This window comes from uncultured Pontibacter sp., assembly GCF_947495565.1.
Taxonomy (GTDB): Bacteria; Bacteroidota; Bacteroidia; order Cytophagales; family Hymenobacteraceae; genus Pontibacter.
Window position 1 is genome coordinate 1 of record NZ_CANLZM010000022.1, and the last position, 12,872, is coordinate 12,872.

Below are 12,872 nucleotides of genomic sequence, written 5' to 3' on the forward strand. Positions count from 1 at the left end.
CATTGTTTATCTGTAAGCTTCATGACAGATAAACAAATACCCCCTAAGGAAGGTCCATATTTATGAGATAGCTTCTATTATAAGATTGAGGCATCGCCTTACGCAAATTCAACAAAAAGGGTTTCTGCAGCACAATATTAGATCTTAATCAGTGTTTATTTAATTACCTCATCGTGCTATAACACAAGTTACAGCCGCATGCAGCGTGTGTATTATTTGCATAATCTTGTTGCCATGATAACTATTATACTTACCCTGATCGGAATTATAGGAACACTTTTTATTGTCGCTTACCTCAAACAGGTAGAAGATAAAATGCCGGATCTGCTCAAAGAAATGGAGACGCCTGCACCTGAATGCCCGGTTTGTCATTTACCACACAAGCACAGCAACCACTTAGAACACAAACGAGGCCTCAGAAGTATAAAAGGCTACTGCAAACGCAAAAGAAAAGCTGCTCTAGGGCACTGCCATCATACAAATTAAGCCTTCTTTCTCTAACGCCAAATTCAACACTTTAGCTTGGGGCAACATCAGTAATCTATACTTCAGATGTCTTTGAGCCTGTTTAGAATTTATTAATACTACATTGCCTGCCCTTGCTGCGTGTATTCACCAGCAAGATTAACAGCATCTGCATTTTGATTGTTGGTGAGAAACACCAACAATGGCGGGTATAGGCCCTATAACTAAAAACTCTAAACAGCTTTCTTTTTAGAAAACATTCTGAGCTTTAATTTCAAGCTTTTTCATCATATTAAAGAGCAACCACACCCACAGTTGCCAAGTTCATACTTTAGCATAACCTAAATGCCTGTACAAGGTATAAATTAATATACCCGGAACGCTTGAAGCGGATACTGTTGCCACTCATACTTGCCTGAACTTTAACATCAGTTATCGCCATGGTATCACCAGCCTATATCCTGATTTTGTTTACGCTGCTGATTTTAACTGTACAGGAGAAGGACAGCTATAAGCAAAAACGAGAAGAAATGGTGCGTGAATCTATTGAAGCCAGGGGCGTTAAAGACAAAGCCGTGTTGAAGGCCATGCGCACCGTAAAACGCCATTTGTTTGTCCCCCCCGATCAGGCTGCCTATGCGTATGAAGACCACCCCTTGCCCATCGGTTCCGGACAAACTATTTCGCAGCCCTACATGGTGGCTTACATGACCGAGGTTATAAAGCCAACCCCGCAGATGAAGGTGCTGGAAGTAGGCACAGGCAATGGCTACCAGGCGGCAGTGCTGGCAGAAATCGTAAAGCAAGTTTATACCATCGAAATCATACCTGAGCTTGGGCAATCTGCCGCTACACGTCTAAAAAAACTGGGTTATGATAACGTGCAAGTGAAGGTGGGAAACGGCTACCACGGCTGGGGAGAGCATGCGCCCTACGATGCCATTGTAGTAACTGCTGCTGCCGAAAAAGTGCCGCCTCCGCTGGTGGAGCAACTGAAAGACGGCGGCAAAATGGTGATTCCTATCGGCCCACAGTTCAGAACGCAGTCGCTGCTGCTGATAGAAAAGAAAAACGGCAAAATATCCACCAAAAAGCTGATGCCCGTAGTATTTGTGCCTTTTACGGGAGGCGATAAACAATAGAAATTCCGTTGATTTAGGAAAGCTGCTCTGACGCGGAACAGATGCAAAATTTCTTTTAAGTAAATTTCTGAAAGCCTTTCATACTTTCAAACTCTGAGTACGCACGCTTAAACCTTTACCACAACCTTTCCCACCGACTGCCCCCGCTGAAAAAGCCTGATCGCCTCGTGCATCGCTTCAAAATTGTATACATGCCCAATGTGCTGCGGCTTCAAATTAAGAGCCTGTAGCTCGCCAAGTAACCGGTGCATCATCTCCGTTTGTTCATACAGGTAGATGAGGTTAAACCCCATCAGCGATTTGTTCTCGGTGGGCAGGCGCAGCGGGTCTATTTTAGGCCGGCGCAGGTATCTCCAGAATAGGCTTGGGTAGTTGGGTCTGGCGCCATGGCTCGAAAAACTGGCATTGCCGTACACCACCATCCGCCCCATAGGTGCCATTGCCTCCCAGCCCTGCTTCAGAATCTTGCCGCCGATACACTCCATGATCAGGCGCAAAGGTTGGTTTGCGAGTGCTGCTTTCAACTTTTCAGGAAAGTCTTTATCGCGCAGTATTACTTCGTCATAAGCTTCCTCTTTTCGCAGAAATTCCACTTTGCCGGCTCTGCCCACCGTGCCGATAGTATGAGCGCCATACTTTTTGCAGATGCGGTTGGCAAGTATACCCACACCGCCGGCTGCGCTATGTATGAGCACCGTCATTCCGGCATGCAGGCTCCCAAGCTCCGTGATGGCGTAATAGGCTGTCAGCCCCTGCACCAGAAAACCTGCGCCTTCCTCAAAGCTCCAGCTCTCAGGCAGCGGAATAACATAGCGGTGGTTTATGTTGATGTGTGAGACATAACCTCCGAATTTTGTGGCTCCCATTACCTTATCTCCTACTTTCCAATCTTGCACATCCTCTCCCACAGCCATAACCACTCCCGAAAACTCCAGGCCCGGTATAAACGCTCCCTCTGGCGTAGCACTGTACAGGCCCTGCATAGCAAAAATGTCAGCAAAATTCAGCCCTATCGCTTTCACCTGCACGCATACTTCGTCCGGCTTGGGTATTGGCAGGTTTTCCTTCTGAAGTTTTAAGTTGCTGATAGATCCGGCTTTGGACATGCGGTAAACCTGGCGTTCGATCATATATGTTTTGCTCATTGAATTTTACTTTGCCCGCAACGGCAGCAGGAGCTTGTTGTTTCACCTGTAACTTATACTTACAAAGCACAATATGCAAACGATTAGAAAGCGAACTTCTGCCCATTTTTATGCTCGCGGCTCCAAATTCACGTAAAACTTAAAAGGGTATCGCCCGCCCTTGCTCGCAAGTGCGTGATTTTGCGCTTGTTGCTGCGCCCAAACCGACAAGAAGCTTTCTATGCACAACCCCCGCCATACTACCTACCAGGCTGCTCAGATTGTAGCGCCAAAGGTAGAAGCGCATTTCAGAAATCAGCTTACAGCAGCACTGGAAAGTGGTGCCGAAGGCCTGGCCCCTGCCCCAGCCCGACATACCATAGAAGCTATACTGGATGCTGCTTTCTGGGCCAGCCTGCGCCGGGAAGAAGGCCACGCCCCTAAAATATCGTTAGCCTTTTTACCGCCAGATCGTGTAACGCAGCCTCTTCAGTTTGAGCACAGCCTGCCCCTTAGTCCGGAGTCGCTGATCAAAATTGCGCCGGGTGTTGAGCAGCCGGGCATACACTTGGGTGTGTGGGTAGATAAAAATGAACTATGCGTATGGGGAACAACCCGCTGGATACCCAGTTACTGTTTTGTTGTAAACGTTCCGGAGCCCGGTTTACTTGTAATAAAACACCGAAGGGCTGATGGTTACGGGAAATTTGCCAACGTGGCGGTGCTAAAAGGTGATCAGATAAAGCTAGTGGATGAGAGCAGCGCCAGCCTTCCGAACTGTCCGCAACTCCTTACCTCGCTACTTGGTTTTTCTGCGCCGGTTACCATGGCTAATGTGCATATTCAGCTGGCGGTGTCGATGCGGACCCATGGGCGTGGCGGTACGCTGCTGCTGGTGCCTGCTGGCACTTCGGATTGGCAAACATCAATCGTAACGCCCATTACCTACGCCATTCAGCCTGCGTTCTGCGGGCTGGCGAAACTGTTGAAGCAGGAAGAGGAGCAAAAAAACCGCAGCCAGTGGCAGGAGTTGCTTCGGCAGGAGGTGGAAAGCATAGCCTCCTTAACTGCCGTGGATGGCGCTACTTTAATGACAGATGATTATGACTTGCTGGCCTTCGGCGCTAAAATAGGCCGCCAGAAAGGGAGCGACCCGGTGGCGCAGCTGCTGTTCACAGAGCCCGTCGTAGACAGCGAAGCTGCCGTTATTCATCCGACGCAACTTGGCGGCACCCGGCATTTATCGGCAGCCCAGTTCGTAAAAGACCAGACCGGTTCCATAGCCATGGTAGCCTCTCAGGATGGTAGCTTTACTGTTTTTGCCTGGTCGCCATGCGAGAACATGGTGCAGGCACACCGGATAGACACGCTGCTGCTGTAATAACCAATGTTGAAAGAGGCTTATGGAATATTAAAGTATAAACAGCGCTAATTATAGCAGCTAGCATTTACTTATCAGGAAGCACCTCATTCTCCAACGCCTTTCCTTGCTCAAAGTCTGTTATATTCTGCAGCGTAATATGCGCTATACTTTCAAGAGCATCCGTGGTAAAGAAAGCCTGGTGCCCTGTTATGAGTACGTTGTTGAAAGATAGCAGCCGCATAAACACATCATCCTTGATTACTTTATCCGATAAATCCTCGAAAAACAAGTCTCCCTCCTCCTCATATACATCCAGCCCTAGGTACTTGATCTTCTCGGTCTTCAGCCCGTCTATGACAGCTTTGGTATCTATAATAGCCCCGCGGCTGGTGTTGATCAGCATCACACCGTCTTTCATTTTTGCAATGCTGGCTTCGTTTATCAGGTGAAAGGTTTGAGGTGTGAGCGGGCAGTGAAGCGACACAATATCTGACTGCCGGTACAGGTTTTCGAGCGATGTGAATTCTATGCCTGCTGCACGTGCTTCCTCGCTTTCCCGGATGTCGTAGGCTAGTACCCGGCAACCAAGGCCTTTTAAAATACGCGCCGTTACCAATCCGATTTTACCTAAGCCGATTAAGCCAGCGGTTCTGCCATGCAGGTCGAAGCCCACCAAACCATGAAGCGCAAAATTGCCTTCCCGCACGCGGTTGTAAGCACGGTGCGTTTTACGGTTTAGCGTAAGTATGAGTGCAAGCGTGTGTTCGGCAACGGCATAAGGAGAATACGCCGGCACCCGCACTACTTTTATACCCAGTTTAGCAGCAGTTTGTAAATCAACGTTATTGAACCCTGCGCAACGCAAAGCAATAAGCTTTACACCCGCTGCTGCCAACTGCTGCAGCACCTGGGCGTTTACCGTATCGTTTACAAATACACATACTGCCTCCCCTCCTTTACCCAGTACAGCGGTATGTTCATTTAACGGCACCTCCATAAAGTTAAGCTGATGCCCGTAATGGCTGTTCTCCGACTGAAAAAACTGCTGATCATATACTTTTGAGTTGAAAAACGTGATTTTCATAAAGCTTACCGATGTTTAAGATACTTAAAATTGATGCTGACTCTCTTTATACTTTACGCAGCTAAGCTGTTAGGCTTTTGAAATGCACTATAAAAACATGATAGTCAACCAAATATCATGTTAGCAGAGAATCAGTTTTCAGCAAAGGTGTAAATGGAGTTTCCCTTAATCCGGAAATTAAAGTCAGATAAGTATGCTGGAAGCAGGTTACATTCAAGCTGAGTTTGATTGCTTCAAAATTATTCACACTTCCCTGCATCAGCTTAAACAAAGAATTTTTTATACTAAAATAACATTCATAAAGCAGCTATACACCGTTGGTTTCCCGTACAAAAGCAATTAATCTCGGTTAAAAGCATTGGCTAACAGCGCTTTAATTACCCCAAGACAACAGGTATATGGAGGATATTAACAGCACAGCGGGAGGCACAAGTATAAAGCAACGCCGGATGGAGGATCAGGCATTTACCACGGGTACTCAGGCAGTTGCGGAGCCTAAGCCAGCCTTGGGTAAAATTGATGCGATTGCCGTGATTGTGGGCATTGTGGTGGGCGCTGGCATTTTCAGGACCCCCTCTCTGGTTGCTGCCAACACAAGCGGTAGCACCATGTTTCTTACAGCCTGGGTTTTAGGAGGCTTGGTGTCGCTGATAGGGGCTTTATGCTATGCAGAACTCTCAACCACCTTTCCGAATGCCGGCGGCGATTACCACTTCCTGACCCGCGCCTTCGGGAAAAAACTGGCATTTTTGTTTGCCTGGGCCCGTATGAGCGTTATCCAAACGGGTTCCATTGCCTTGCTTGCCTTTATTATCGGAGATTATGCTACGCAGATCTATAGCTTGGGCGCTTTCTCGTCTGTCCTGTATGCGGCTTTGGTGGTAGTGCTCCTGACAAGTATAAATATCATCGGGATCAGCGTTGGTGCTGGTGCTCAGAAGCTGCTGACGGCACTGGAGTTGCTGGGTATTCTAATTGTGATTGCTGCAGGTCTGTTCTCGGCCTCATCCGAACCTGACTTTACAACTATAGCTGCCGCGGATACAGCAAATTCTGCCAACTCTTTAGGCCTGGCAATGGTGTTTGTGCTACTGACGTTTGGCGGCTGGAATGAGGCGGCCTATATTTCGGCAGAACTGCGCTCCGGCCGTAAAGGCATGGCTTATGTCATGGTCATCAGCATCCTGATTATTACAGCCATTTATGTTTTGATGAACATATCGTACCTGAATGTGCTCGGTATGAGCGGCATGGCTCAATCAGATGCCGTGGCAGCAGATTTAATGCGGTTAACTTACGGAGAAGGCGGGCTGGTGCTGATAGGGTTGATTGTGGCTGTTGCCGCGCTTACCTCCGCCAACGCCACCATATTTACCGGGGCACGCACCAACTACGCGCTTGGCAGAGATTTCCCTGTTTTCGGGTTGCTGGGCAAATGGAATGCTAAAACGTCATCGCCTGTAAACGCTTTTCTGGTGCAGGGCGGCATAGCGCTTGCCCTCATCGGGTTGGGCTTTTTTACACGTAACGGCTTTGAGACGATTGTGGAGTACACGGCCCCTGTTTTCTGGTTTTTCCTGCTGCTGGTGGGCATTGCGCTGTTTGTACTGCGGCACAAGGAACCACAACGCCACCGCCCTTTTCGGGTACCCTTGTATCCCTTCACCCCACTTGTATTTTGTTTCACAAGCGCTTACCTGCTTTACTCCAGCCTGGTTTACACCGGCCTCGGCGCACTGGTTGGAGTGGCCGTACTGCTGCTTGGGGTACTGCTGTTGCTGGCGCTACCATCACTAAACAAGCTGCTCAAGGTAAATGATAAGGAGATTCCCGGTATAAAATAAGTACTAAAGTATGGCTATATACATCCTGCAGTTCCTGTTAAAGCTTAACCCGGTGAAAGCTGACTGAGCAAGTATAACTTGATTACATAAACTTAACAAAATGATATATAACTGAAAATAAATTCCATCCGTAGAAGTATGACTTACCACAATTAGCCCCTCCTACTGCACCAGGCATCATCGCCCGCCGGGTTATAAGCTGCTATACCGACACAGTACAGAATCAGTACTTATCCATTCATTATTTAAATCGAAGCTTATGAGAATTCTATCAAACTCCATTTTCACGCTTTTGATTATACTTTGCGCCACAGCTTATACGCAGGCGCAGCAGTCAACCATGAAGCGCATGCCAGACGTGCCTTATGTACCTACCAGGCAGAGTGTGGTAGACGCCATGCTAAAATTAGCAGAAGTATCTGAGGATGACATAATCTACGATTTGGGTTGCGGCGACGGTAGAATTGTGATCACAGCCGCAAAGAAGTATGGCGCTACCGGCACTGGCATTGATATTAACCCCGAAAGGATTGAGGAAGCCAACAAAAACGCTCGCGAAGCTGGCGTAACTCATCAGGTGCGTTTTATAGAAGGCGATCTTTTTGAGGAGGATTTTAGCCCGGCAACCGTCGTGACGCTTTACCTGCTGCCTACCGTAAACCAAAAGCTGCGCCCTAAACTGCTGGAGCAGCTAAAGCCCGGCACCCGTATCGTTTCGCACGCGTTTGATATGGGCGATTGGGAGCCAGAGCAAACCATTGAGGTGGACGGTGCCAAAATTTATTTCTGGACTGTACCGGAAAAATAGCAAAAGCGTTGCTTAATACTCCCATCATACTTCCCTGTTGATTTTATAAACAAAATCAGTCCTTTTTTGTCATACAGTGATGCAGCCTCCGCATTGTAACTGGGGCCGCATCACTGTATCTGTATCTTTAAATTTAGAATGATTAAAATGAGCAGCAACACCAAAAAGTTGTCTGATATACCTTTCTCCGTACTGGACCTGGTACCTATATTGGCTGGAAAAACACCCGCTGATTCTTTTAAAACAAGTCTGGACCTGGCCCGCCACGCTGAGGATTGGGGCTTTAAACGCTATTGGCTGGCAGAGCATCATAACATGCCCGGCATCGCCAGTTCTGCTACGGTAGTTCTTATTGGCCACATTGCCGGCGGCACTAAAAGTATAAAAGTCGGCTCCGGGGGCATCATGCTTCCTAACCATGCGCCACTGGTGGTAGCAGAGCAGTTCGGCACTTTAGAGTCGTTGCACCCGGGCCGTATTGATTTGGGTTTGGGCCGAGCGCCCGGCACAGACCAGCTCACAGCCATGGCCCTGCGCAGAGACTTACGCGGCAGCGTTGATGATTTTCCGCAGAATGTGCAGGAGCTGCAGCATTATTTTGCCCCGGAAGACCCGGCAGCGAGAGTTCGCGCCATACCTGGCCAAGGGCTGGAGGTGCCTATCTGGCTGCTTGGCTCCAGTACTTACAGCGCTCAGCTTGCCGCCATGCTGGGTCTGCCGTTCGCTTTTGCCAGCCATTTTGCACCGGCCGCACTGCAGGCAGCACTCAAAGTATACCGCGATACCTTTCAGCCCTCTGATCACTTAAAAGAGCCTTATGCCATTGCCTGTATCAACGCCGTGGCAGCAGACACAGACGCGGAAGCAGAAAGGCTTGCCACCACACTTTATCAGGCTTTTCTGGGAGTGATTCGGGGAACGCCGAACCCGCAGCAACCCCCGGTAGAAAGTATGGAAGACTTCTGGGATGCATCGGAGAGATATGCTGTACAGCAGATGCTTCGCTATACTTTTATAGGTTCTTCGGCCACCGTAAAAGAAGAATTGGAGGCTTTTGTAGCAGACACCCAGGTAAACGAACTCATGTTTGCCTCACACATTTATGACCATAAAGCAAGGCTCCGTTCTTACGAGATTCTAGCTGAGATCATCACAAAATAAACCTATTCTCAGACATCAGCCAGACGCCACATCGTCACACTAAATCATCTGGCTGATGTCTGTATTTTTCTGTATGCAGCACGTATAAATAGTTTTACATTTATACATATCTCTATGGAAACCAAAGTAATACACAGCCTGCAGCTCAGCAGTAAAGCGTTTAGCACCGGCGAGTTTATTCCGGCAAAATACACCTGCGACGGTGACGACATTAACCCTCCGTTGGAAATAGGCGCTTTTCCGGAAGGTACACAAAGTATGGTTTTAGTTATCAACGATCCGGATGCCCCGAATGGCGACTGGACGCACTGGCTGGTGTGGGATTTGCCGCTCATCCATACCATTGAGGAAAACAGTGTGCCGGGCATTGTAGGTCTGAACGACTTTGGCAACTGCAACTATGGCGGCCCCTGCCCTACTATCAGCACGCACCGTTACTTTTTCAGGGTATATGCCATTGATGTAAAGGTAGGCCTACCGGAAGGCAGTACAAAAGAGAATGTTTTCCTGCAGATGGAAAACCATATTATTGGCACCGGAGAACTGATGGGCTTATACAGTCACTAATTCTGTAAGATTTAAGTATAAAACCAGAATCCTGCTGCCAGTTTAAAACTCGCGGCAGTACAAATAAGCTGCTCATCCTTCTCCTATATATATCTAAAGTACAAACCAAAGCTCTACCCTCTTCGTTTCTGATGATCTGAAAGTATAAATCATCAAAAGAAACAAACTTGGAAAGTATACATACAAATCAAGCAACTCAGCAGGTTGATACTTTAATGCGAGAGCAACTGGTGGAGCTGCTGAAAGGCGGCTTCGCCCCAAACGTTATTTTGCTGCGGGAATTCGACTACAAAAAAGCAGGTATCATACTCGACGGGCTGCATTTCTCTGCCTGGGTACTGCTAGGCCATATTCGGGCACGGCAACAGACGCTGCTGCGATTTATGAAGCACCCGGAGCAGTACATTGATGTTTGGCCCGACGCGCCGTGGCCCGAAAACCATGTGCCGGAAAGTGAGCAGGAATGGAACACAGCCATAGACGCTTATGCCCAGGAACTGGATGCAATGATTGCGCTTGTTACAAACCCGGAAACCAACTTATTTAACGTACAGCCCAACGGTAAAACGCTCTCTTGGGCAGCCATGACCACCCTGCACCATACCGGTTATCACATCGGGCAACTCAAAACCATTGGCAGGCAGCTGGGTGTTTGGTAGGGCCTAATGCTGGTACAAGGGCTGCTGCGAGGCAATCAGCTCCTGCTTCAGCGCCTCAAAATCCTGGTGCGGCGGCTCTGGACTATAGCTCATCAGCTGCCCTTTAAAAACCGGAAAACCCAGAAAGCGCAGCAGCGGCCCCGCTATAATGGCTGCCTGCTCTGCCTGCTCATCGGTCAGCTGGTCCATCCAGTAACCCGACTGCCCTTTTTTGAGGTGTTTTGGATTTGTGCTTTTCAGGGTGGCAAAGCTCATCGCATCCTGCAGTTCTGTTCGCTGCTCCTCGTTTAAATCAACGCCCAGGTAAGCCAGCAACCGCTCCAGCTCCAGCTGAAAATCCAACAGAAAACCTTCGTAAAATGCGATATGGATTTGATATTGTTTGCTTAGGCGCAAGTGGTCGTATACATGCCACACCCATTCCAGCATCAGCTCCTTAAAATGCTTTTGTAAGTAGCGTTGCGGGTCTTTTTCCTCCTGCGGATAATACTTTAGCATGTACTCCGAAGTATAGTATTTGGCAGCAGAAATAGCGCGGTCGCGTGGGTCCCGAACAATGTATACTTTTTTATCGAACAGGCTCAGCAGCTCACCGCTCCTTTTGCAGATTGGCGAGTGCGTCCAGACATGATCCGACTGGGCTACATACTCCTGCAGGTCTGTTACCGGCATCCTGAAAATACTGCTGATCCTGTAGCTGTACTGCAAGTCTGTTACATCAAGCACATCTATACTTGCCTGACTGGGGTAATTCAAGTCCCAGGCTTTTGCCAGTTCATAAATAGGTTGCCGCTGGATAAAGCTTTGGATTTGGTGCCCGCTACGTTGCAGCACCTGCTGTAAGATCTGATAAAGCCAGAAGTTGCCGCACTTGGGTGCGCCGCCCTGCAGTATTTTCATAGGTAGAATTCGTTAACTAATTATAGCCTACAGCCTATACGGCTTTAAACCCGTTGTTGCCGTACAAGGTGGCAGAAGTATCTGCTTTTAAGTTTTTGGAGTTTATAATGCTGCTGAACAGATGAAGAACATTTACCCTTTCAAATCGAAAGTCTGCTATGAGCAGCGCAAGCAGGCAATGCAGCAGGAGCCGCGGCTATTCTGGCTCACAGGCCTCTCCGGCTCCGGAAAAAGTACGCTGGCCATGCGCCTGGAGCACTATCTTTTTCACAACGGTTCTAAAGTTTTTCTGCTGGATGGAGACAACATACGCAACGGCTTGTGCCGCGACCTGACGTTTACCGCCCAGGACCGCAAAGAAAATATGCGCCGCGTAGGCGAAGTGGCCAACCTGATGCTGGAAGCCGGACTGATAGTGATCTGCGCCTTTATCTCTCCTTACGTCACGGAGCGGCAGCTTGTAAAGGAGATTGTCGGCCCGGAAAGATTTGCTGAAGTATATGTAAACTGCTCTTTACAGGTCTGTGAGCAGCGCGATACCAAAGGCCTCTATGCCAAAGCCAGGAAAGGCCTGATCCCGAACTTCACCGGCATAAGTGCACCGTACGAAACTCCAGAAAATCCTGACATCATACTTAAAACAGACCAGGAAAGCATTGAAAACTCGCTGCAGAAACTGATAACTTTTGTAGAGCCGCAGCTGAAATTGCAGAAACAGATGAAGATAGCTTAAACACGATTTTTGCAGCGGCTGCTCATTCATGAAGCCATTATATGACACTAACTCAACAACAAAACAATTCAGGCAATTCTTCAGCCGCGTACGCAGCAAACATTACAACGCTGCTCCAAACAGCAAAAACAGCAGCTCTGGAGGCTGGCGAGGCCATTTTGAAAGTCTATACTTCAGGTGATGCCGAAGTTGAGGTAAAAGCCGATGACTCGCCGCTGACCAAAGCCGACCGTGCCGCGCATGAAATTATTGCATGCCACTTGGCACAAACAGGACTGCCTATACTTTCTGAAGAAGGTAAACAGACGGCTTTTGAGCAGAGGGAGAAGTGGCCGTGGCATTGGCTGGTAGACCCGCTGGATGGCACCAAAGAATTCCTGAAGCGCAACGGAGAGTTTACTGTAAACATCGCGCTGATGCACCTCAACATACCTGTAGGCGGCGTGATTTACGCTCCGGTTTTAGGCGCTTTATACGTTGGCTCGAGTGCCACAGGCGTGTACAAGGAAACCCAGGGACAGCAAACGCTATTAAAGCCCAAGCCTAAACGGCAGGAGCTAAAAGAACTGCTCCAGCAACCGCAGGTGCACATCATTGCTTCCCGCACGCATTTGAGTCCTGAGACAGCTGCATTTATCAGCCAGTTTCCCAATTCCCAAACTGTAAGTATGGGCAGCTCCTTAAAGTTTATGCTTGTAGCCGAAGGCAAGGCAGATATTTACCCGCGCTTTGCCCCCACCATGGAATGGGACACCGCCGCCGCACATGCCATTTTGCTGACGCTTAACAGAGGCATTTACCAACAAAACCTGCAGCACGAGCTCGCTTACAACAAACCCAACCTTCTGAACCCTAGCTTTATCGCATACTAATCAAACCTAAAGTATAAAGTTGTGCAGGCGGGGCAAAAACTCTGTTTATCAGATTAAAAATAGATGCTGCCTCCGGATATTGCTTTATACTTACGTCAATTAAATTACGAATGTGTAACTTATACTTCTGATCTGTTTAAATTGCTTTAA

The 12,872-nt window shown here is 48.3% G+C and carries 12 protein-coding genes; 9 read left to right on the plus strand and 3 right to left on the minus strand.

All coding sequences use genetic code 11. The features are described from left to right. Positions 1-905 precede the first annotated feature (905 nt). Positions 906-1,607, plus strand: a complete 702-nt coding sequence (locus Q1B04_RS19170) for a protein-L-isoaspartate(D-aspartate) O-methyltransferase (RefSeq protein ID WP_299762266.1) — start codon at positions 906-908, stop codon at positions 1,605-1,607. 107 nt (positions 1,608-1,714) lie between these two features. Here the strand turns inward: Q1B04_RS19170 and Q1B04_RS19175 are convergent, their stop codons facing one another. Next, entirely contained in the window at positions 1,715-2,752 is a 1,038-nt protein-coding gene (locus Q1B04_RS19175) for a medium chain dehydrogenase/reductase family protein (RefSeq protein WP_366524743.1), read from the minus strand. Between the two features lie 220 nt (positions 2,753-2,972). On the opposite strand from Q1B04_RS19175, the gene Q1B04_RS19180 reads away from it, so the two are divergent. Beyond that, positions 2,973-4,112 carry a putative sensor domain DACNV-containing protein gene (locus tag Q1B04_RS19180; protein WP_299762268.1) on the plus strand — a complete coding sequence of 380 codons (1,140 nt, stop codon included), beginning with the start codon at positions 2,973-2,975 and terminating at the stop codon, positions 4,110-4,112. Between the two features lie 67 nt (positions 4,113-4,179). Here the strand turns inward: Q1B04_RS19180 and Q1B04_RS19185 are convergent, their stop codons facing one another. Continuing rightward, complete coding sequence (locus tag Q1B04_RS19185; RefSeq protein WP_299762271.1) at positions 4,180-5,178, minus strand: 2-hydroxyacid dehydrogenase; 999 nt, start codon at positions 5,176-5,178, stop codon at positions 4,180-4,182. Positions 5,179-5,576: 398 nt separating this feature from the next. On the opposite strand from Q1B04_RS19185, the gene Q1B04_RS19190 reads away from it, so the two are divergent. From Q1B04_RS19190 to Q1B04_RS19210, 5 genes are all read left to right on the plus strand, one after another. Then, positions 5,577-7,022: an amino acid permease gene (locus tag Q1B04_RS19190; protein ID WP_299762274.1), complete on the plus strand. Its 1,446-nt coding sequence runs from the start codon at positions 5,577-5,579 to the stop codon at positions 7,020-7,022. Positions 7,023-7,281: 259 nt separating this feature from the next. Then, the gene (locus Q1B04_RS19195) at positions 7,282-7,830 is read left to right on the plus strand and encodes a class I SAM-dependent methyltransferase (protein WP_299762277.1); all 549 of its coding nucleotides are present in this window, start codon (positions 7,282-7,284) and stop codon (positions 7,828-7,830) included. A gap of 147 nt (positions 7,831-7,977) precedes the next feature. After that, positions 7,978-8,991 (plus strand): LLM class flavin-dependent oxidoreductase, encoded by a 1,014-nt coding sequence (locus tag Q1B04_RS19200; RefSeq protein ID WP_299762365.1) that lies wholly within the window; start codon positions 7,978-7,980, stop codon positions 8,989-8,991. A gap of 114 nt (positions 8,992-9,105) precedes the next feature. Then, complete coding sequence (locus Q1B04_RS19205; RefSeq protein ID WP_299762280.1) at positions 9,106-9,558, plus strand: YbhB/YbcL family Raf kinase inhibitor-like protein; 453 nt, start codon at positions 9,106-9,108, stop codon at positions 9,556-9,558. A 215-nt stretch (positions 9,559-9,773) separates the two neighbouring features. Beyond that, positions 9,774-10,217 (plus strand): hypothetical protein, encoded by a 444-nt coding sequence (locus Q1B04_RS19210; protein WP_299762283.1) that lies wholly within the window; start codon positions 9,774-9,776, stop codon positions 10,215-10,217. A 3-nt stretch (positions 10,218-10,220) separates the two neighbouring features. Here the strand turns inward: Q1B04_RS19210 and Q1B04_RS19215 are convergent, their stop codons facing one another. Continuing rightward, the gene (locus tag Q1B04_RS19215; protein ID WP_299762286.1) at positions 10,221-11,117 is read right to left on the minus strand and encodes a sulfotransferase domain-containing protein; all 897 of its coding nucleotides are present in this window, start codon (positions 11,115-11,117) and stop codon (positions 10,221-10,223) included. Between the two features lie 121 nt (positions 11,118-11,238). On the opposite strand from Q1B04_RS19215, the gene cysC reads away from it, so the two are divergent. Together cysC and cysQ are read left to right on the plus strand one after the other, a co-directional pair. Further along, complete coding sequence (cysC, locus tag Q1B04_RS19220) at positions 11,239-11,850, plus strand: adenylyl-sulfate kinase (RefSeq protein WP_299762289.1); 612 nt, start codon at positions 11,239-11,241, stop codon at positions 11,848-11,850. Between the two features lie 41 nt (positions 11,851-11,891). Then, a complete protein-coding gene (gene cysQ / locus Q1B04_RS19225; protein WP_299762292.1) occupies positions 11,892-12,722 on the plus strand; it encodes a 3'(2'),5'-bisphosphate nucleotidase CysQ in 831 nt (276 codons plus the stop codon). Positions 12,723-12,872 lie beyond the last annotated feature (150 nt).

Excerpts from the sequence above, each read along its gene's own strand:
- Q1B04_RS19190 (WP_299762274.1), top strand. The coding sequence starts at position 5,577 with ATGGAGGATATTAACAGCACAGCGGGAGGCACAAGTATAAAGCAACGC.
- Q1B04_RS19175 (WP_366524743.1), bottom strand. The coding sequence starts at position 2,752 with ATGAGCAAAACATATATGATCGAACGCCAGGTTTACCGCATGTCCAAA.
- Q1B04_RS19215 (WP_299762286.1), bottom strand. The coding sequence starts at position 11,117 with ATGAAAATACTGCAGGGCGGCGCACCCAAGTGCGGCAACTTCTGGCTT.
- Q1B04_RS19195 (WP_299762277.1), top strand. The coding sequence starts at position 7,282 with ATGAGAATTCTATCAAACTCCATTTTCACGCTTTTGATTATACTTTGC.
- Q1B04_RS19170 (WP_299762266.1), top strand. The coding sequence starts at position 906 with ATGGTATCACCAGCCTATATCCTGATTTTGTTTACGCTGCTGATTTTA.
- cysQ (WP_299762292.1), top strand. The coding sequence starts at position 11,892 with ATGACACTAACTCAACAACAAAACAATTCAGGCAATTCTTCAGCCGCG.
- Q1B04_RS19205 (WP_299762280.1), top strand. The coding sequence starts at position 9,106 with ATGGAAACCAAAGTAATACACAGCCTGCAGCTCAGCAGTAAAGCGTTT.
- Q1B04_RS19200 (WP_299762365.1), top strand. The coding sequence starts at position 7,978 with ATGAGCAGCAACACCAAAAAGTTGTCTGATATACCTTTCTCCGTACTG.
- Q1B04_RS19185 (WP_299762271.1), bottom strand. The coding sequence starts at position 5,178 with ATGAAAATCACGTTTTTCAACTCAAAAGTATATGATCAGCAGTTTTTT.
- Q1B04_RS19210 (WP_299762283.1), top strand. The coding sequence starts at position 9,774 with ATGCGAGAGCAACTGGTGGAGCTGCTGAAAGGCGGCTTCGCCCCAAAC.
- Q1B04_RS19180 (WP_299762268.1), top strand. The coding sequence starts at position 2,973 with ATGCACAACCCCCGCCATACTACCTACCAGGCTGCTCAGATTGTAGCG.
- cysC (WP_299762289.1), top strand. The coding sequence starts at position 11,239 with ATGAAGAACATTTACCCTTTCAAATCGAAAGTCTGCTATGAGCAGCGC.